Source organism: Haliea salexigens DSM 19537 (assembly GCF_000423125.1).
In the GTDB taxonomy this organism is placed as follows: Bacteria; Pseudomonadota; Gammaproteobacteria; order Pseudomonadales; family Halieaceae; genus Haliea; species Haliea salexigens.
Genome location: NZ_AUHJ01000012.1, coordinates 76,465 through 94,827 on the forward strand (window position 1 = coordinate 76,465; position 18,363 = coordinate 94,827).

Genomic DNA, 18,363 nt, shown 5'->3' on the forward strand with positions numbered 1-18,363 from the left:
GCGACATGAATATCCGCCGTATTCACCACGTGGCCTATCGTTGCAACGATACCCGGGAAACCGTGGAGTTCTACCAGCGCGCGCTGAACATGCAGCTGGTGCTGGCAATCGCCGAGGATGAGGTGCCGTCCACGCAGGAGCCCGACCCGTACATGCATGTGTTTCTCGATGCCGGTATGGGTAATGTACTGGCCTTTTTCGAGCTGCCGAATTCGCCCCCGATGGGGCGCGACAGCAACACGCCGGAATGGGTGCAGCACATTGCGTTCGAACTGGACAGCGAGGAGGCGTTGCTCGCGGCGAAGCGGGAGCTGGAGGAGCAGGATATTGCGGTGCTGGGCCCCACACATCACGGTATTTTCCGCTCCATCTACTTCTTTGACCCGAATGGCCATCGCCTGGAGCTTGCGGTCAATATTGCACAGCCGGGCGATCTCGCTCGCCTGCATGCAGTGGCCCCGGAGATGATCGAGGAGTGGTCCCGCACGCGTCGGGCACCGCGTCATGCCGCCTGGCTACACCAACGCGATTCTGGAGAAAGTACATGAAACTGGCCTCTTTGCGCGCGGGCCGCGACGGCGCCCTCGTGGTTGTGTCGCGGGATCTGCAACGTTTCCTGACAGCAGAGATGACCCTGCAGCAGGCGCTGGATGATTGGCCGGCGCAGGAGCCTGTGCTCGCGGCGTTGTCGCAGCAGGTCAACCAGGGCGCGGGATCACCGTTTGCTCAGTCCGATTGTGCATCGCCGCTGCCGCGTGCCTATCAATGGGCGGATGGTTCGGCCTATGTGAATCATGTGGAGCTGGTGCGCAGGGCGCGCGGTGCGGAGATGCCGGAGAGCTTCTGGAGCGACCCCCTGATGTACCAGGGCGGGTCAGACAGCTTTCTCGGCCCACGCGATCCCATTGTCATGGAAGATGTTGCCTGGGGTATCGATTTCGAAGGCGAGGTGGCGGTTATCACGGGGGATGTGCCCATGGGTGCAAGCGCGGCGCAGGCCGCCGGGGCGATCCGCCTGCTCATGCTGGTCAACGATGTGTCTTTGCGCAACCTGATCCCCGCGGAGCTGGGCAAGGGCTTCGGTTTCTTCCAGTCCAAGCCTTCCAGCGCGTTCAGCCCGGTGTGTGTGACGCCGGACGAGCTGGGCCCGGCCTGGGACGGCGGTCGGCTGCACTTGCCGCTGAGCATACACTTCAATGACGCCCTGTTTGGCAAGGCGAATGCCGGGGTCGACATGACCTTCGATTTCCCCACGCTGATCGCCCATGCGGCGAAAACCCGCCCTCTGTCTGCCGGCACAATTATCGGGTCTGGCACCGTATCCAACAAGGGTGCCGACGGATCGCCGGGGAAACCGGTAACCGCGGGCGGGCTGGGCTACAGCTGCATTGCGGAGTTGCGCATGATCGAAACCCTGCGCGATGGCCAGCCCTCCACGGCGTTCATGCAGTTCGGTGACAGGGTCAGTATTGAAATGGCTGATGCGGGCGGGGCCTCTATTTTTGGCCGCATCGAGCAGCAGGTTGTGGCGCGTTCACGCAGCTGATGGGGGTGCTACGGCTTCGCGCCGCGCTATCGCAGTGGCGTTGGTTCAACTATGCATAAAATAATGCGCTCGTATTAAAAGTTTGAGTCCCGCGGATGGCGGCTGCGATAGTATAGTTCCTTGCATAGTCGAGGAGCAGCGCATGAAATTCTGGCAACCGTTGGTGTGGACTGAGCCGGAGCAACTGGTGCCGCTGGCACAGTTTGCCGAAGAGCTGGGCTTCCACGGTGTGTTCAATGCGGACCACGCCGTGTTTCCCGAGGAAGTGAAAGCCACCTACCCGTACGCGCAGAGCGGTGTGCCACCGATGACAGCGGATGCGCCCTATCCGGATTGTTGGGTGAGTATCGCGTTCATGGCCGCCGCCACCCGGCGCCTGCACTTCACCACATCGGTTTATGTGTTGCCGCTGCGCAATCCCTTTGAGGTGGCCAAGGCGACAGGCTCGCTGGATATTTTCAGCGGTGGTCGCTTTGCATTGGGGGTTGGCGCGGGCTGGATGAAGGACGAGTACGATGTCTATGACGTGCCGTTCGGCGGGCGCGGCGCGCGTATGGATGAAATGATCGATGTGATGCACAAGCTCTGGCAGGGCGGCATGGTAGACCACGAGGGCCCTCTGTTTCCGTTTCCTCGCCTGTGCATTGAGCCGGCGCCGGGGCACAACGTGCCCCTCTATGTCGGCGGTGCCAACGAGGCGGCCCTGCGCCGCGCCGCGGTGCGCGGCGACGGCTGGATTGGTGCGGGCAACCACCCGGACGAGGTGCCCGCGCTGATGACGCGGCTGCGTGCACTGCGCGAGGCGGCCGGGCGCGCGGCCGATCCCTTCGAGACCATTGTCGGGCTGACGACGCCGCTGGACGTTGCGACCTTGCAGCGTCTGGAAGAGGCCGGTATGACCTCGGCGGTGAACCTGCCTTTCAGTTTTGCATTGGGCAAGCATTCAACGCTCGACGCCAAGAAACGTTTCATGGAGGACTTCGAGCGGCGCATCATGCGTCCGCTACGGGGTTGAACAATGGAGAGGAATGACATGCCAGAAGACCAGCGACTGCAGGCGCTCGGCCTGCCCCCGATTGACCAGATCGGTTTTGTAGTAAAAGACCTCGATGCGTGGATAGCCCGTTTCGACCCGGTATTTGGACCCTTTTCCCTGATGAATGGATCGGTAGATGGCGCCGACTTCCGTGGCCGCCGCGAAGATGTGCAGCTGCGGCTGGGCTTTGGGCGCAGCGGGGACGTTGAAATCGAGCTGATTGAGTGGCAGTCGGGCGTCAGTCCACACAGCGAATTCATTGAGTCCGGGCGCGAGGGTATGCATCACCTGCGTTTTCGTGTCGAGGATACCGACCACTGGGTTGAGAAGCTCGCAGCCATCGGGTACACACCGTTCTGGTACAAGCGCTGGAACAGCGATACGGTATTTGCCTACCTGGAGAACCCGGATTTCCCACTCTGCCTGGAACTGTTGCAAATGCCGCAAGAGGGCGCGGGCGCGCCGCAGCCATAGCAATTGCCGCGGGGCGTAACGGGCGCGTTGAAACAGTGCTTTTTTCTCCGCAGGGCTGTTGACCGGGCGTGGCGGCGTACCTATAATGCACAGCCTCGAATTTGGGCCGGTGATGTTGGTTGGGCCCAGTATGAAGTGCCAAGGGGCCTTCAGGTCGAGGAAGTTTTGATGCGGGGTGGAGCAGCCTGGTAGCTCGTCGGGCTCATAACCCGAAGGTCGTCGGTTCAAATCCGGCCCCCGCTACCAACATACGTGTCGTCCGCTCCGAATTGGCGGCACGTTTCGTCAAAGCCCCTTCTTGGGGCTTTTTCGTATCTGCGAATAATGCAGGCGTTTTTGCAAGCGTAACCGCCAGTGGCGGAAATGGAGTCGGATTGACGGCCAGGCAACAGGAACTGCAGGCACTGCTGGAACCCACAGTGGTCGCCCTCGGCTTTGACCTCTGGGGCATCGAGTATGCTGCTCAGGGCAAGCACAGTGTGCTGCGCATCTTCATTGACGCCCAGTCGGGCGTGACTGTGGACGATTGCGCCGCGGTGAGTGCGCAGGTCAGTGCCGTGCTGGATGTCGAGGACCCTATCACCGGTGAATATACCCTCGAGGTGTCTTCGCCCGGCGTCGACCGCCTGCTGTTTCGCCTGGAACAGTTTCCACCGTTCTTTGGCGAATGGATTGAGGTGCGTTTGCGCAGGCCCTTCGAGGGGCGACGCAACTTCAAAGGCATTTTGCAAAGTATCGAAGGCGATGAGGTCGTGGTGCGTGTTGACGACCATGAGTACCTGCTGCCCTATGGCGCCGTGGACAAGGCGCGTGTTCATCCCCGCATCGAGGGTGCGGCCAGCGTAACTGACGAGGCTACGAATGACTAAAGAGATCCTGATGGTGGCTGAGGCCGTCTCGAATGAAAAAGGCGTGTCCGAGGACATCATTTTCGAGGCGATCGAGCTGGCGCTGGCAACAGCGACCAAGAAGCGCTACGACGAGGATGCCGATATCGAGGTGACGATCGACCGCAAGACGGGCGACTACGTCACTGTGCGTCGCTGGCTGGTGGTTCCCGATGATGAAATGGCGCTGCTGGGCACCCAGTTCACCACCGAGGAAGCGATAGAAAAGGAGCCGAGCCTCAAGCCCGGCGACATCTATGAGGAATCGGTGGAGAACGTAGGCTTCGGGCGCATTGCCGCTCAGACCGCCAAGCAGGTGATCGTGCAGCGTGTGCGCGACGCCGAGCGTGCGCAAGTCGTTGAGCTTTATCTTGAGCGCGTGGGCGAGCTGGTTGCCGGCACCGTGAAGAAAGTCACGCGCGACAATGTGATTGTTGACCTCGGCAGTAATGCCGAGGGCCTGCTGCCCCGCGATCAGCTGGTGGGTCGCGAGACGTTCCGTGTCAACGATCGTGTGCGTGCCATTTTGCGCGAGATCAGCGCGGAGACGCGCGGCCCGCAGTTGATGCTGAGCCGCTCCTGTCCGGAAATGCTCATCGAGCTGTTCAAGATTGAAGTGCCGGAGATTGCCGAAGAGGTTATCCAGATCAAGGCTGCCGCCCGCGACCCGGGTTCGCGTGCCAAGATTGCGGTGAAAACCAACGACCAGCGTATCGACCCGGTCGGGGCGTGTGTTGGTATGCGCGGCTCGCGTGTACAGGCGGTGTCCAATGAGCTGGACAACGAGCGTGTGGACATCATTCTCTGGGACGATAACCCGGCGCAACTGGTGATCAACGCCATGTCGCCGGCCGAGGTCGAATCCATCGTGGTCGATGAAGACAGCGGCACCATGGATGTAGCGGTTGCGGAAGACAACCTGGCGCAGGCCATCGGCCGCTCGGGGCAGAACGTGCGACTGGCCAGCGAGCTGACCGGCTGGACCATTAACGTCATGAGCAATGAGGAAGCCGCCGAGAAGCACGAGGCGGAGGCCGGCGAAGTGATCCAGATGTTTGTTGAGCAGCTGGATATCGACGAGGAAGTGGCCGAGATCCTGGTCGAGGAAGGCTTTACCACGCTGGAAGAGGTGGCCTACGTGCCACTGGAAGAAATGACCGCCGTGGACGGTTTCGATGAAGATATCGCCGAGGAATTGCGGGCGCGTGCCAAGGATGCGCTGCTGACCCAGGCGATTGCCTCGGAAGAGCAACTCGGCGCCAACGAGCCCGCTCAGGACCTGCTGGAGATGGACGGTATGGACCGTCACCTGGCCTTTGTGTTGGCCAGCCGTGGTGTGGTCACCATGGAGGATCTCGCGGAACAGGGTGTCGATGAATTGATGGACATTCCGGAAATGACCGAGGAGCGCGCAGGAGAGCTGATCATGACAGCGCGCGCACCCTGGTTTGCCGAGGAGAGTGAATAAGCCAGTACAGGCGTTTTTACTCTAGGCATCAGGGTTTCACGGGATTAAGGAGAATTTTGCATGGCGCAAGTGACAGTACAGCAGCTCGCGGAAACAGTGGGAGCGCCCGTTGACCGTCTGCTGACGCAGATGAAGGAAGCGGGTCTGCCTCACTCGGCTGCCGGTGAGGCCGTGTCGGAAGAAGACAAGCAGACGCTGCTCACCTTCCTGAAGCGCAGCCATGGTGAATCCACCGCGGCGCCCAAGCGCATCACCCTGAAACGCAAGACGATCAGCACGTTGAGAACGTCAGGTTCACAGGGCAAGAAAACGGTGAACGTGGAAGTGCGCAAGAAACGCACCTACGTGAAGCGCGACGCCTCGGACGCCGATTCGGAAATGCAGGACGCGGCCAAGCTGGAAGCCGCTGCACTTGCAGAGGCCGAGCGACAGGCGGCGGAAGCGCGTGCTGCGGAAGAAGCGGAGGCGGCAGAAAAAGCAGCCCGCGAAGCGGCCGAGGCCGAGGAAGAGGCAGCGGTTGCTGCCGCCGCGGCATCGGTGCCCGAGCCCGAGCCGGAAGACGAAAAAGACCTGGACCCGGAAATTCTGCGGCAGCGTGCAGCCGAGCGGCGTATGGCGCGCGAGGCGGCGGAGGCCGAGGCGCGCAAAGCGGCCATGGAGGCACGCAAGGCCGAGGAAGAGCGGGTCAAGGCGGAAGCTGCGGCAAAAGTGGAACGGGAAAAGGAAGCCGCAGCCAAGCGGCCCAAGCGCCTGCACGACGCGCCCGCGCCGCAAACCGAAGAGCAGCGCAAGAAGGCGGCCCGTGGCCGGCTCGATCGCAGCTCTCCCGGTGGTCGCGGTAAACAGCGTGGCCATAACCTGTCATTGTCCGACCTGGAAGCAGCGGAATCCGGCATGATGCGCCGCCGCGGCGGGCGCAAGAAGATGCGTGGTGGTTCCCATGCGGAGCACGGTAAACACGGATTCGAGATGCCTACAGAGAAAAGAGCCCACGAAGTCGAACTGGCCGATATGACCTCGGTCGGCGGCCTGGCGCAGCAGATGTCGGTGAAGGCCGGCGAAGTGATCAAGGAGCTGATGAAGCTCGGCGTCATGGCCACCATCAACCAGATGATCGACCAGGATACGGCGATTCTCGTGGTTGAGGAGATGGGGCATAAACCGAAGTTGATCAGCGCCGATGCGCTGGAAGAAAAACTGGAAGAGACCCTGGCACAGCACGAGGGTACGCTGGAGCCGCGCGCCCCGGTGGTGACAGTGATGGGCCACGTAGACCACGGCAAGACTTCATTGCTCGACTACATTCGCAAGGCGAAGGTGGCTTCCGGTGAGGCGGGTGGTATCACCCAGCACATCGGTGCCTACCACGTGGAAACTGGCCACGGCATGATCTCCTTCCTCGACACCCCCGGGCACGCGGCCTTTACCGCCATGCGCGCCCGCGGTGCGAAGAGCACGGATATCGTCATTCTGGTGGTGGCCGCCGATGACGGCGTCATGCCCCAGACCGAAGAAGCCGTGCAGCACGCCAAGGCTGCCAAGGTGCCCCTGATTGTCGCCATCAACAAGATGGACAAGGAGGGCGCCGACCCCGACCGCGTCAAGAGTGAACTGGCGGCCCGCGAGGTCATTCCCGAGGACTGGGGCGGTGATACCCAGTTTATCGAAGTGTCTGCACACACCGGCGACGGCGTTGATAACCTGCTGGACGCCGTCCTGCTGCAGGCCGAAGTGCTTGAGCTGCAGGCGCCGCGCGACGTACCCGCACAGGGTATCGTGATTGAGTCGCGCCTGGATAAAGGCCGTGGCCCGGTGGCTTCGCTGCTGATCCAGAGCGGCACCCTGCGCCAGGGCGACATTGTGCTGGCCGGGCTACAGTATGGCCGCGTGCGCGCCATGCTGGATGAAAACGGCAAGAACATCACCGAAGCTGGCCCCAGTATTCCGGTGGAGATCCTGGGTCTCGATGGCACGCCGGATGCCGGTGATCTGTTTGCGGTGGTCGAGAGCGAGAAGCGGGCGCGCGAAGTTGCCCAGTACCGCCAGGACAAGACACGCGACAGCAAGCTGCAGCGGCAGCAGGCGGCGAAGCTCGACAACATGTTCGAGAGCATGACGGCGGGCGAGAAGAAAACGCTCAACGTCGTGGTCAAGGCAGACGTGCGCGGCTCTCTGGAGGCCATCCAGACGGCGTTGCTGGACCTCGGCAACGAGGAAGTGCAAGTGAACATTGTCTCCGGTGGCGTTGGCGGCCTGGCGGAAACCGATATCACTCTGGCGATCACCTCGAGTGCCGTGGTGTTTGGTTTCAACGTGCGCGCCGATGCCTCTGCGCGCCGTCTGGTGGAAAACGAGGGCGTGGATCTGCGTTACTACAACGTGATCTACGATCTCATAGATGACGTGAAGCAGGCCCTGACCGGCATGCTGGCGCCGGAGATGCGCGAGGAAATTCTCGGCATCGCCGAGGTACGCGACGTATTCCGCTCACCCAAATTCGGCGCCATTGCCGGTTGCATGGTGATCGAGGGCACGGTGTACCGTTCACGTCCCATCCGCGTGCTGCGCGACAACGTGGTGATTTACCAGGGTGAACTCGAATCCCTGCGCCGCTTCAAGGACGATGCCAGCGAGGTGCGCAACGGCATGGAGTGCGGTATCGGCGTCAAGAACTACAATGACGTCAAGCCGGGCGACCTGATTGAAGTATACGAAGTCAAGGAGTTTGCCCGCACCCTGTAGGCGGCCCTGCTATGGCAAAGGAATACAGTCGTACCCAACGCGTTGCGGACTACCTGCAACGCGAACTGGCGCAACAGATCCAACTCGAGTTGCGTGACCCGCGGATCGGCATGGTCAGCATCACGGGCGTGGATGTCAGCCGCGACCTGGGGCATGCCAAGGTCTACTTTACGCGTCTCGGCAGCGATTGCGCCGACGAGGCGCGTGAGGCCGCGGAGGTGCTCAACAAGGCCGCAGGTTTCCTGCGCAGCCGGCTGTCCCGCGACAGCAATATGCGTAGCGTGCCGCAACTGCGTTTCTATTTTGACAGCAGCGTGGGCCGCGGACGGGATATGGAAGCGCTGATCCGGCGGGCTGGCGAAGCGGACCGGGAACTGGGCCTGCGCGATGACGAGCCGGGCGAAGAGTCCTAGTGGCTCGGCAACGCAAGGGGCGGCCGCTGGATGGCATATTGCTGTTGGACAAGCCCGTCGGGTTGAGCTCCAACCAGGCGCTGCAGCGGGCCAAGCGGCTCTTTTTTGCCGCCAAGGCAGGCCATACGGGTAGCCTTGACCCGCTGGCGACAGGGGTGCTGCCACTGTGCTTCGGCGAGGCGACCAAGTTTTCCCAGTACCTGCTGGATGCCGATAAAGCCTACGCCAGCACCTTTGTGTTGGGTGAGCGACGCAGTACGGGGGACGCCGAAGGTGAGGTGCTGGCCACGGCAGGTGCCGGCGCCATCAACCGTGAGCAGGTCGAGCAGGCACTGGAGGCGTTCCGCGGTGCAATCGAGCAGGTGCCGTCAATGTACTCGGCACTGAAGCACGCCGGTCAGCCCTTGTACAAGCTGGCGCGCAAAGGACAGGAAGTGGAGCGTGCAGCGAGGCCTGTGGTAGTGCACCGGCTCGAGTTGCTGGCGTTTCGGCCCGGCGAACGGGCGGAAGTGGACGTACAGCTCGAGTGCAGCAAAGGCACGTACGTGCGTTCGATTGCCGAGGATCTCGGTGCAGCTCTGGGCTGCGGCGGCTACGTGAGTGCGCTGCGGCGCACCCGCGCCGGGCCTTTTGCGCTCGACCAGTGCGTTACGCTCGCGGCGTTGGAGGCTCTGAAAGATGCCGAGCGGCTGGCGGATATGGACGCGCTGCTGCTGCCCGCGGATACGGCGCTGGACGCACTGCCCACCGTGCGACTGACCGAGTCCGGCGGTTATTACCTGCGCCAGGGCCAGCCGGTCCAGGTGCCAAATGCGCCCCACAATGGTATGGTGCGCGTCGCTCTGGAAACTGGTGAGTTTCTGGGCGTAGGCGAAATATTGGACGATGGGCGCGTTGCGCCGCGTCGCCTGATAGTCACCGGGAGGTGACGTGAACCTGTCTGTAAATCTGCACGGACAGGCTTTTTCTATCGATCTCCACTGCGCTCTGTTAAAGCGGGTGGAACATGCAGATTAATTGAGAGGAAATTGACATGGCTTTAGAAGCTGCGAAGAAAGCAGAAATCGTTAAAGAGTACCAGACCAGCGAGAGTGACACCGGGTCGCCGGAAGTCCAGGTTGCGCTGCTGACAGCAAACATCATTCAGCTGCAGGACCACTTCCAGGCTCACAAGCACGACCACCACTCACGCCGCGGCCTGATCCGCATGGTGAACCAGCGCCGCAAGCTGCTCGACTACCTGAAGCGCAAGGATGTGACGCGCTACGCCGAGCTGATCAAGCGACTGGGTCTGCGTCGATAAGCGGTACCACATACCGGGGCCTTGTGCCCCGGTTGTCATATTCAGCATTGGAGAAATAATGTGAATCCAGTTAGAAAGACCTTCCAGTACGGTGGCCAGACAGTCACCCTGGAAACGGGTCGGATTGCCAGGCAGGCAACCGGCGCGGTTCTGGTTACCGTCGAAAACACCTCAGTTCTGGTTACCGTTGTGGCGGAAAAGAGCGCCAAGCCGGGCCAGCCATTTTTCCCCCTGGCCGTGCATTACACGGAAAAGACCTACTCGGTAGGCAAGATCCCCGGCGGCTTTTTCAAGCGTGAAGCCCGCCCCAGCGAAAAAGAGACCCTCACCTCGCGCCTGATCGACCGGCCGATCCGCCCCCTGTTCCCCAACGGCTTCATGAACGAAGTACAGGTTATCTGTACCGTGATGTCGGCGGACAAGCACATTGACCCGGATATCCCGGCAATGATCGGCACCTCGGCTGCCCTGGCGATTTCCGGTTGCCCGTTCAATGGCCCCATCGGTGGCGCGCGCGTCGGCTTCAATGACAGCACCGGTTACATGCTCAACCCCACCTACGATCAGCTCAAGGACAGCAAGCTGGATATGGTCGTGGCAGGCACGGAGCACGCCGTACTGATGGTGGAGTCTGAAGCCAAGGAACTGTCGGAAGACCAGATGCTGGGTGCGGTGTTGTTTGCCCACCAGGAAATGCAGGTTGTGATCCAGGCCATTCGCGATCTGGCCGCAGAAGCTGGCAAGCCGCGTTGGGACTGGCAGCCGCCGGCCGTGAACGAAGAGCTCACCGCCGCCGTTGAAACTCAGGTCAAGGCTGACCTGGGCGAGGCTTATCGCATCACGGAAAAAGCGCTGCGCTACGACCGCGTGTCTGAAGTGCGCAAGGCCTGTGTGGCTGCGCTGGCGGTTGAAGGTGGCCCCTCCGAAGACGAAATCAAGGACGTGTTCAAGGCCGTTGAGAAGAACCTGGTGCGCAAGCGTATTCTTGCCGGTGAGCCGCGCATTGATGGCCGCGACACGCGCACTGTTCGGGCCATTGCCTGCGAAACCGATATTCTGCCCAAGGTACACGGCTCAGCGCTGTTCACCCGTGGCGAGACCCAGGCCATCGGTGCGGTCACCCTGGGCTCCACCCGGGACTCGCAGATCATTGATGCGCTCGAAGGCGAGCGCCGCGACCCCTTCATGCTGCACTACAACTTCCCCCCCTACTCGGTGGGTGAAGCGGGCCGCGTTGGCTTTACCAGCCGTCGCGAAGTGGGTCACGGGCGTCTGGCGCGTCGCGGCCTGGCCGCCGTGCTGCCGAGCGCTGAAGCGTTTCCCTACACCATTCGTGTGGTCTCGGAGATCACCGAGTCCAACGGCTCCAGCTCCATGGCCTCCGTGTGTGTGGGCTCCATGGCGATGATGGCTGCAGGCGTGCCGTTGAGCGCACCGGTTGCCGGTATCGCAATGGGCCTGGTGAAGGAGGGCAACCAGTTTGCCGTGCTGACCGACATCCTGGGTGACGAAGATCATCTGGGCGACATGGACTTCAAGGTTGCCGGTACGGCGGCGGGCGTTACTGCGCTGCAAATGGATATCAAGATCGAAGGTATCAATGAGCAGATCATGGAAATCGCCCTGCAACAGGCGCAACAGGCCCGTCTGCACATTCTGGGGCAGATGAATGCTGTGCTGGCTGAGCCGCGCCAGGTGCTGTCTGACAACGCGCCGAGCATGCTCACGCTGAAGGTCGATTCCGACAAGATCCGCGACATCATCGGCAAAGGCGGTGCGACCATCCGCGCCATCACCGAGGCGTCCGGCGCTACTGTAGACATCGACGATGACGGCACGGTGCGTGTGTTTGGCCAGGACAAGGCCGCTCGCGACAAGGCTGTGGCGATGATCGAAGAGATCACCGCTGAAGCGGAAGTGGGTGCCGTGTACAAGGGTACTGTTGCCCGCATCGTTGATTTCGGCGCTTTCGTCAACATCCTGCCGGGCAAGGACGGTTTGGTACACATCTCCCAGATTGCGCACCAGCGCGTGGAGAATGTGTCCGACTACCTCAAGGAAGGCCAGGAAGTCGAGGTGAAGGTGCTGGACGTGGACCAGCGTGGCCGTATCAAGCTGTCCATCAAGGAACTGCTTGAAGACGACGCCGGCTCCGACGCCGAGAGCGGAAGCTCAGACGAGGGTTAAACCCGAGACACACAAAAAAGGGCGCTTCGGCGCCCTTTTTTGTGGCTGCGGTTTCTACGGGCTGGCGACCGCCATGCAGATGAGCGTTGCCAGTACCGGTATCACCACGGTCACCACGCCGACGGGGCCGAAAAGGACGCCGAGAGACATTCGAGTAGATCCGTTTTATCGTTATACGGTGGCCAGTATACTGTGGCCACGTCTCAGCGATATGCCAATGCTGGCATAAGGGAAGCAATCATGAACGGTGCAGAAAGCCTGATTACAACGCTGGTGAACAACGGTGTCACGATGTGTTTTACCAACCCCGGAACGTCGGAGATGCATTTTGTCGCCGCGCTGGATGAGGTCGAGGGCATGCGCTGCGTGTTGTGCCTGTTCGAGGGGGTGGTTACCGGAGCCGCGGATGGCTTTGCGCGCATCGCCGAGCGCCCCGCCGCCACGCTCCTGCACCTTGGCCCCGGCCTCGGCAACGGCCTCGCCAATGTCCACAATGCGAAGAAAGGGCATGTGCCCATGATCAATGTGGTGGGCGACCACGCCACCTATCACCTGCAGTACGATGCGCCCCTCACCTCGGATATCGAGGGCATTGCGCGCCCGGTTTCCCATTGGGTGCTGACCTCCAGCGAGCCTGCCGATATTGCGCGGGATGCAGCGGAAGCCGTGCGCCAGGCGGGGCATGACCAGGTGGCGACACTGGTGCTGCCTGCGGATGTCTCCTGGGGTGACAACCCGAATGGCGCGGCGCCGGCGGTGGCCATCCCGGGGCCGGCACCGGTGCCCGCAGAGCGCCTGCAACGTGCTGTCACCCTGCTGGGCAACGGCAAACGCACGGGTATCCTGTTGGGAGGACGGCACATCAGCGATACGCAGACCCTGTTGCTGAGCCGGATAGGCCGGGCCAGTGGCGCGCGCGTGCTCACCGAAACCTTTCCGGCCCGCGTGCGGCGTGGCGCCGGTACAGGTGTACTGGAGCGGCTTCCCTACCTTGCGGAACTGGCCATTGACTCGCTGAAGGATCTTGAGCAGTTGATACTGGTCGGCGCAGACAGCCCGGTATCCTTCTTTGCCTACCCGGATGTCGCCAGCGTCATACCGCCGGCGGGCTGCGACGAACTGCTACTGGCGGCCCCCGGTGAGGATATCGAGCAGGCACTGGAATTTTTGCTGGAAGCGCTGGACGCGGTGGATGTGAGCCCGGATACGTACCCATTGCAGGTGCCCGACCTGCCCAGCGGCGCACTGGATGCCAACAGCGTGGCGCAGGCGTTGGCCCACTACCTGCCCGAGAACGCGGTCGTGGTGGACGAAGGGATTACCTCAGGTCTGGCCTGCTTCCCGCTCACGGCGAATGCCAGGCCGCACGACTGGCTTAACCAGACGGGCGGCGCTATCGGCTGGGGGTTGCCGGCCGCCGTGGGTGCGGCGCTGGCCGCGCCCGAGCGCAAGGTGATTTGCCTGGAGGGCGATGGCAGTGCCATGTATACGGTACAGGCCCTGTGGACCATGGCCCGCGAGCAACTCGATGTGACGGTGGTGATTTTCAACAACCGCAAATACAGCATTCTCGAACTCGAGTTTGCGCGCACCGGGGCACGCGGTGGCAAGCCCGGCCCCAAAGCCGCCAGTTCGCTGGATATTGGCAGCCCGGACATGGACTTTGTCGCGATGGCCCGGGGCATGGGGGTTGCGGCAAGCTGTGCGACCACGGCGGAGGAGTTCAATACCCAGTTGGAGGCGGCCCTCGCCAGCGGCGGCCCGAGCCTGATCGACGCCCGTGTGCCGCCATTGCAGCTGGGGTGAGGGCGTGGGCGCGATCAGGGTGAGGCGAGCATGCCCCAGTCGGAAACCGGGTTGAGCGTCAGCCGGACATTGTCTATCAGGCGTGTGGAGCCCAGGCGCGCCGCGGCCAGTATGGCAATTTCCTCGGTGTCCTCATTCACCGCGCGCAGGGTACGAGCGTCCCGAATCGCAAAGTAGTCGGGTTCAAAACCGGCCTGCAGCAGCTGCATGCGGGCATGGGACTCGAGTTGCAGGAAATTGTCGAAACCGCAGGCAACCGCATCGCGGCAGCTCACCAGGGTAGCGTGAATCAGGGGGGCGAGCTTGCGTTGGTCGTTCGAGAGATAGCCGTTGCGCGAGCTCTTTGCCAGGCCGTCAGTGTCGCGTGCTGTCGCCACGCCCTCGATCTGTACCGGTATGCACAGGTCCGCGACCATCTTGCGGATGATGGTGAGCTGCTGAAAGTCCTTCTCACCGAACACCGCGACATCGGGCTGCACGATATTGAACAGCTTGCTGACCACGGTGGTCACACCGGTAAAGTGGCCGGGCCGGCTGCTGCCACACAGGGTTTCTGACAGGTCTGGCACCTGTACCTGGGTTTGCAGTGCCATGCCCTCCGGGTAAATATCCTCGGCCTCCGGCAGGAACAGGTGCTGTACCCCTTCGCTGAAAAGTTTTTCCTTGTCCGCCGCGAGTGTGCGCGGGTAGGCATCCAGGTCTTCGTTGGGGCCAAACTGCAGCGGGTTGACGAAGATACTGACCACAACGATATCGGCCAGCGTGCGCGCCCTGCGTACCAGTTCGAGGTGGCCCTCGTGCAGGTTGCCCATCGTCGGTACGAAGGCAATGCGCTGGCCCTGTTGGCGGCAGTTGCGCAGAGCGGACTGCAGTGGTGCTATGGCGGTATACGTTCGCATATCTACATGCCCCCCGAAACACGGAAAAGGGTGACGCAAGACCGGAACAAGCTGGTCGTCATGTGCCCGGGATGGGTGCCCATCGGCGAGCGGACGGGCAGTATGCCCCAAGCGCAGACACCCGGCAATGGATGCAAATCAAAAGTCTGGATGATTTTGTTACCGTAAGAAGCAGTGACCAACGAAGGTAACAGTGGTGTTGCAAATTGGGTGGTGCGCCTGCGTCGCCTAGCTGTAGCTGTGTTCCTCGCGCGGGTAGGCACCCGATTTAACCGCCTGCACAAATGCGGCAAGGGCTTCCTGAATACTGTTGCTGCCGGTCATGAAGTTTTGCACAAAGCGCGCGCTGTGGCTGGAGAGCCCCAGCATATCGTGCATCACCAGTACCTGGGCATCAGTGCCGGCGCCCGCGCCGATGCCGATGACCGGGATATCAAGCTTGTCGCTGATGTCCGTGGCGAGGTGAGACGGCACGCACTCCAGCACCAGCAGGCTGGCGCCCGCATCCTGGATTTCCACCGCATCCGCAAGAATCGACTTCGCTTCCTTGGGCGTGCGTCCCTGGACGCGGAAGCCGCCCAGCGCGTTTACGGACTGCGGCGTGAGACCCAGGTGCGCACACACCGGGATACCGCGCTCCACCAGCATTGAAATGGTCTCTGACAGCCAGGTGCCGCCCTCGAGCTTGACCATCTGTGCCCCGGCCTGCATCAGCCGTGTGGCGTTGGTCATTGCCTGTTCCGGCGTGCTGTAGCTCATGAATGGCATGTCGGCGATGACCAGCGATGCGGGTGCACCGCGGCACACGCATTCGGTGTGGTAGGCCATGTGCTCCAGCGACACCGGAATCGTGCTGTCGTGGCCCTGCAGCACCATGCCCAGAGAATCGCCGACCAGGATGGTTTCCGCGCCCGCTTCGGACACGAGACGCGAAAACGTGGCGTCATAGGCGGTGATGCAGACGAATTTTTCTCCCGCGGCCTTCATTTTGTCGAGGGTGCTGATGGTGATCTTGCCCATGCGCTGCACTATCCAAAGAACGTGGGATTGAAGTAATGGCGGCCGCTGCGAATATCCAGCAGGTAATCGACCAGATGCCGGTAATCGTCCTCACCCCGTGCGAGGTCAATTTCGCTGGCGTTGACGATCAGTAAAGGGGCTTCATCGTAATACAGAAAAAACTCACTGTACACTTCGTTCAGACGCTCCAGGTAGTCGCGCTCGATGGCTCTTTCGTGGTCTATGCCGCGCTGGTGAATGCGGTCCAGCAGGATGTCTGTCGGCGCCTGCAGGTAGATCACCAGGTCCGGTGTGGGCGGCTCGATGAGCAGTTGTTCGTAGACGCGCTGGTAGAGCTGGAACTCGTCGCTGTCGAGGTTCACGCGTGCGAACAGGGGGTCTTTCTCGATCAGGAAATCCGCTACCCGCGACGCCGCGAAGATATCCCCCTGGCGCAGGTCGTTGATCTTCTGTGCCCGCTGGAACAGGAAGAACAGCTGGGTGGCCAGTGCGGCCTGGCGCTGGTTGCCATAGAAGCGTTCCAGAAACGGGTTCTGGTGGGCGTCTTCCAGCAGCATGGGGTAGCCGAAGGTGGCTGCCAGACGGCGTGCCAGCGTGGTTTTGCCCACGCCGATTGGCCCCTCTACCGCGATATAGCCCGGTGGTGTGCGGCCCTTGAGGTCGACGCCAGTGGTCGGGATGTCTGTGGTCACGTTCCGGGCTCCCGTGAGTCCTGCAAATGATAGTCGAGACTGATTGTACTGCGTGCAAGCCCGGTGGCCGGGCACCGGGCCAGCAAGTCGGCCAGGGGGCCAAACCCGGGAACCAGCAGCCCGTGCGGGTAAAGGTCGAGCAGAGGATAAAGGACGAAGTGCCGTTGTGCCATGGCCGGGTGCGGAACCTGTAGCCTTGGCAAGCGGATCTCCTCGCGGCCGAAGAGCAGAATGTCCAGGTCCAGGGTGCGGGCACCCCAGCGCACGCTGCGTTCGCGGCCCTGAGCCTGCTCGATACCCTGCAGGGCATCGAGCAGTGCCAGTGGGTCCAGCCCGGTGGTAATGCGCACCACCGCGTTCAGGTAATCCGGTTGCTGCCCCGGACCCACGGCGGCGCTGGCAACCAACCCGGAGCCCGCGACAATACGCGTGTCGGGCAACCGGTTGATGGCATTGACGGCGAGTTGCAACTGCAGCGCTGGATGGCCGAGGTTGCTGCCCAGCGCGATGCAGGCGTCGGTCATCAGGGGGCGGGCGGTCGCCGTTTGCGCGGCCGGCGTCGGCGTCCGCGCCCGGCGGCTTCCTCGCCGCCTTCGCTGGCGGTGTCGAGCATCGGCAGGTTCTGGTTTTCCGGAAGCTCCTGGAATTCAGTCCAGAAAGCGCCGACATTGCCGGTGTCCTCGCCCGCCTCTTCGCGCAGCAACAGGAAATCGTAGGCCGCTCGGAAGCGTCGGTTCTGCAGAAGCTCGCGTGCCTTGCGGCTGTTGCCGCGCTGCAGCCGCAGCTGGAACTCCCAGATCTCACGCATGGGCTGGCTGAAGCGGCGCGGGATGGCAATGCTGGACACGGCACTGGCGATCACCTGCTGCGCGGCGCTGTGCATGGCGGGTACGGGTGGATCGCCGCGCTCCTGCAGCTGTTCAGCGAGCTGCCTGGTCACAGGCCACAACAGAGCGGCTAGCAGGAACGCGGGAGTGACAGGTTTGTCCGCCTTGATGCGTGTGTCAGTGCTGCGCATGGCGGCCCTCACCAGCGCCATGGCGGCGGGGTCGCGGTGCAGTTCCTCTGTGCCGTCGGGGAACAGGTAGCCGAGCAACTCGTGTGTCAGCAGTGCGTCGAAGGTGCGCTCCGCATAGCCTGAAAGGAACAGCTTGAGGAACTCGTCAAACAACCGGGCCGAAGGGATTTCACGCAGCAGCGGTGCACAGCGCGGAATGGCGGCCGCGGTGTCGCTGTCAATGCCGAACTCGAGCTTGGCGGCAAACCTCACCACCCGCAGCATGCGCACCGGGTCTTCGCGGAAGCGCTGCTCGGGGTCGCCGATAATGCAGACGCTGCGCCGCTGGAGATCCTGCATGCCGTGTACGTGGTCGTAGACTTCGAAACTGGCGGAGTCGTAGTACAGGGCGTTTACCGTCAGGTCGCGACGTACCGCGTCTTCTTCCAGCGTACCGAACACGTTGTCGCGCAGCAACAGGCCCTGTTCAGAGCGGTGTGAAGGACCCTTGACCTTGCCCGGACGGGGTGCAGGTTCGCCGTCGTGATGGCCGCGGAACGTGGTGACCTCAATGATTTCCCGGCCCATGCGCACGTGCACGATGCGAAAGCGGCGGCCGATAATGCGCGAGCCGCGGAACAGGGCGTGGACTTCCTCGGGCGTGGCGTCGGTCGCCACATCAAAGTCCTTGGGGTGGCCACCGAGCAGCAGGTCGCGCACAGCGCCGCCGACGAGATAGGCCTCATGGTCTGCATTGCGCAACCTCGCCATGACCTTCAGGGCGCCGTCGCTGATGTTCTTGCGGGATATGCAGTGTTGGTCCCTGGGAATGACCTTCAAGCGCGCGTTGCCTTTTGCGATGGGTAACCAGACGCGAGTTTAGCACAGGCTAA

At 62.2% G+C, this 18,363-nt stretch carries 17 protein-coding genes and 1 tRNA gene; 13 read left to right on the top strand and 5 right to left on the bottom strand.

Translation table 11 applies throughout. The annotated features are described in order from the left end of the window. The first annotated feature begins 5 nt into the window (after window positions 1-5). From G533_RS0114005 to G533_RS0114065, 13 genes are all read left to right on the top strand, one after another. Window positions 6-548: a VOC family protein gene (locus G533_RS0114005; RefSeq protein WP_027950496.1), complete on the top strand. Its 543-nt coding sequence runs from the start codon at window positions 6-8 to the stop codon at window positions 546-548. Then, the gene (locus tag G533_RS0114010) at window positions 545-1,546 is read left to right on the top strand and encodes a fumarylacetoacetate hydrolase family protein (protein ID WP_027950497.1); all 1,002 of its coding nucleotides are present in this window, start codon (window positions 545-547) and stop codon (window positions 1,544-1,546) included. Before G533_RS0114005 ends, G533_RS0114010 begins: the two co-directional genes overlap by 4 nt. A gap of 142 nt (window positions 1,547-1,688) precedes the next feature. Next, window positions 1,689-2,561, top strand: coding sequence for a TIGR03619 family F420-dependent LLM class oxidoreductase (locus tag G533_RS0114015; RefSeq protein WP_027950498.1), 873 nt, complete (start codon window positions 1,689-1,691; stop codon window positions 2,559-2,561). Between the two features lie 18 nt (window positions 2,562-2,579). Further along, entirely contained in the window at window positions 2,580-3,056 is a 477-nt protein-coding gene (locus tag G533_RS0114020; RefSeq protein ID WP_027950499.1) for a VOC family protein, read from the top strand. Between the two features lie 169 nt (window positions 3,057-3,225). Beyond that, window positions 3,226-3,302, top strand: a tRNA-Met gene (locus G533_RS0114025). A 128-nt stretch (window positions 3,303-3,430) separates the two neighbouring features. Next, the gene (rimP, locus tag G533_RS22105; protein WP_051230372.1) at window positions 3,431-3,925 is read left to right on the top strand and encodes a ribosome maturation factor RimP; all 495 of its coding nucleotides are present in this window, start codon (window positions 3,431-3,433) and stop codon (window positions 3,923-3,925) included. After that, complete coding sequence (gene nusA, locus G533_RS0114035) at window positions 3,918-5,411, top strand: transcription termination factor NusA (protein WP_027950500.1); 1,494 nt, start codon at window positions 3,918-3,920, stop codon at window positions 5,409-5,411. The genes rimP and nusA overlap by 8 nt, the downstream gene beginning before the upstream one ends. A 60-nt stretch (window positions 5,412-5,471) precedes the next feature. Next, the gene (gene infB / locus G533_RS0114040) at window positions 5,472-8,153 is read left to right on the top strand and encodes a translation initiation factor IF-2 (RefSeq protein WP_027950501.1); all 2,682 of its coding nucleotides are present in this window, start codon (window positions 5,472-5,474) and stop codon (window positions 8,151-8,153) included. An 11-nt stretch (window positions 8,154-8,164) separates the two neighbouring features. Beyond that, the gene (gene rbfA, locus G533_RS0114045; protein WP_027950502.1) at window positions 8,165-8,566 is read left to right on the top strand and encodes a 30S ribosome-binding factor RbfA; all 402 of its coding nucleotides are present in this window, start codon (window positions 8,165-8,167) and stop codon (window positions 8,564-8,566) included. After that, window positions 8,566-9,495, top strand: coding sequence for a tRNA pseudouridine(55) synthase TruB (truB, locus tag G533_RS0114050; RefSeq protein WP_027950503.1), 930 nt, complete (start codon window positions 8,566-8,568; stop codon window positions 9,493-9,495). Before rbfA ends, truB begins: the two co-directional genes overlap by 1 nt. A gap of 104 nt (window positions 9,496-9,599) precedes the next feature. Then, window positions 9,600-9,869, top strand: a complete 270-nt coding sequence (gene rpsO, locus G533_RS0114055) for a 30S ribosomal protein S15 (protein ID WP_027950504.1) — start codon at window positions 9,600-9,602, stop codon at window positions 9,867-9,869. 60 nt (window positions 9,870-9,929) lie between these two features. Further along, window positions 9,930-12,056 carry a polyribonucleotide nucleotidyltransferase gene (gene pnp, locus G533_RS0114060; protein ID WP_027950505.1) on the top strand — a complete coding sequence of 709 codons (2,127 nt, stop codon included), beginning with the start codon at window positions 9,930-9,932 and terminating at the stop codon, window positions 12,054-12,056. Window positions 12,057-12,296: 240 nt separating this feature from the next. Continuing rightward, on the top strand, window positions 12,297-13,862 hold the full coding sequence (locus G533_RS0114065; protein WP_027950506.1) for an acetolactate synthase large subunit: 1,566 nt from the start codon (window positions 12,297-12,299) through the stop codon (window positions 13,860-13,862). A 14-nt stretch (window positions 13,863-13,876) separates the two neighbouring features. On the opposite strand, the gene panC is transcribed toward G533_RS0114065, so the two are convergent. The 5 genes from panC to pcnB all read right to left on the bottom strand — a co-directional run bounded on the left by panC (window position 13,877) and on the right by pcnB (window position 18,310). Next, on the bottom strand, window positions 13,877-14,761 hold the full coding sequence (gene panC / locus G533_RS0114070; RefSeq protein WP_027950507.1) for a pantoate--beta-alanine ligase: 885 nt from the start codon (window positions 14,759-14,761) through the stop codon (window positions 13,877-13,879). Window positions 14,762-14,989: 228 nt separating this feature from the next. After that, a complete protein-coding gene (panB, locus tag G533_RS0114075; RefSeq protein ID WP_027950508.1) occupies window positions 14,990-15,781 on the bottom strand; it encodes a 3-methyl-2-oxobutanoate hydroxymethyltransferase in 792 nt (263 codons plus the stop codon). A gap of 8 nt (window positions 15,782-15,789) precedes the next feature. Then, entirely contained in the window at window positions 15,790-16,473 is a 684-nt protein-coding gene (locus tag G533_RS0114080) for a deoxynucleoside kinase (protein WP_027950509.1), read from the bottom strand. Then, window positions 16,470-16,997, bottom strand: a complete 528-nt coding sequence (gene folK, locus G533_RS22110) for a 2-amino-4-hydroxy-6-hydroxymethyldihydropteridine diphosphokinase (protein ID WP_051230374.1) — start codon at window positions 16,995-16,997, stop codon at window positions 16,470-16,472. The genes G533_RS0114080 and folK overlap by 4 nt, the downstream gene beginning before the upstream one ends. Further along, window positions 16,997-18,310 (bottom strand): polynucleotide adenylyltransferase PcnB, encoded by a 1,314-nt coding sequence (gene pcnB, locus G533_RS22115; protein ID WP_035528272.1) that lies wholly within the window; start codon window positions 18,308-18,310, stop codon window positions 16,997-16,999. The genes folK and pcnB overlap by 1 nt, the downstream gene beginning before the upstream one ends. Window positions 18,311-18,363: the final 53 nt, after the last annotated feature.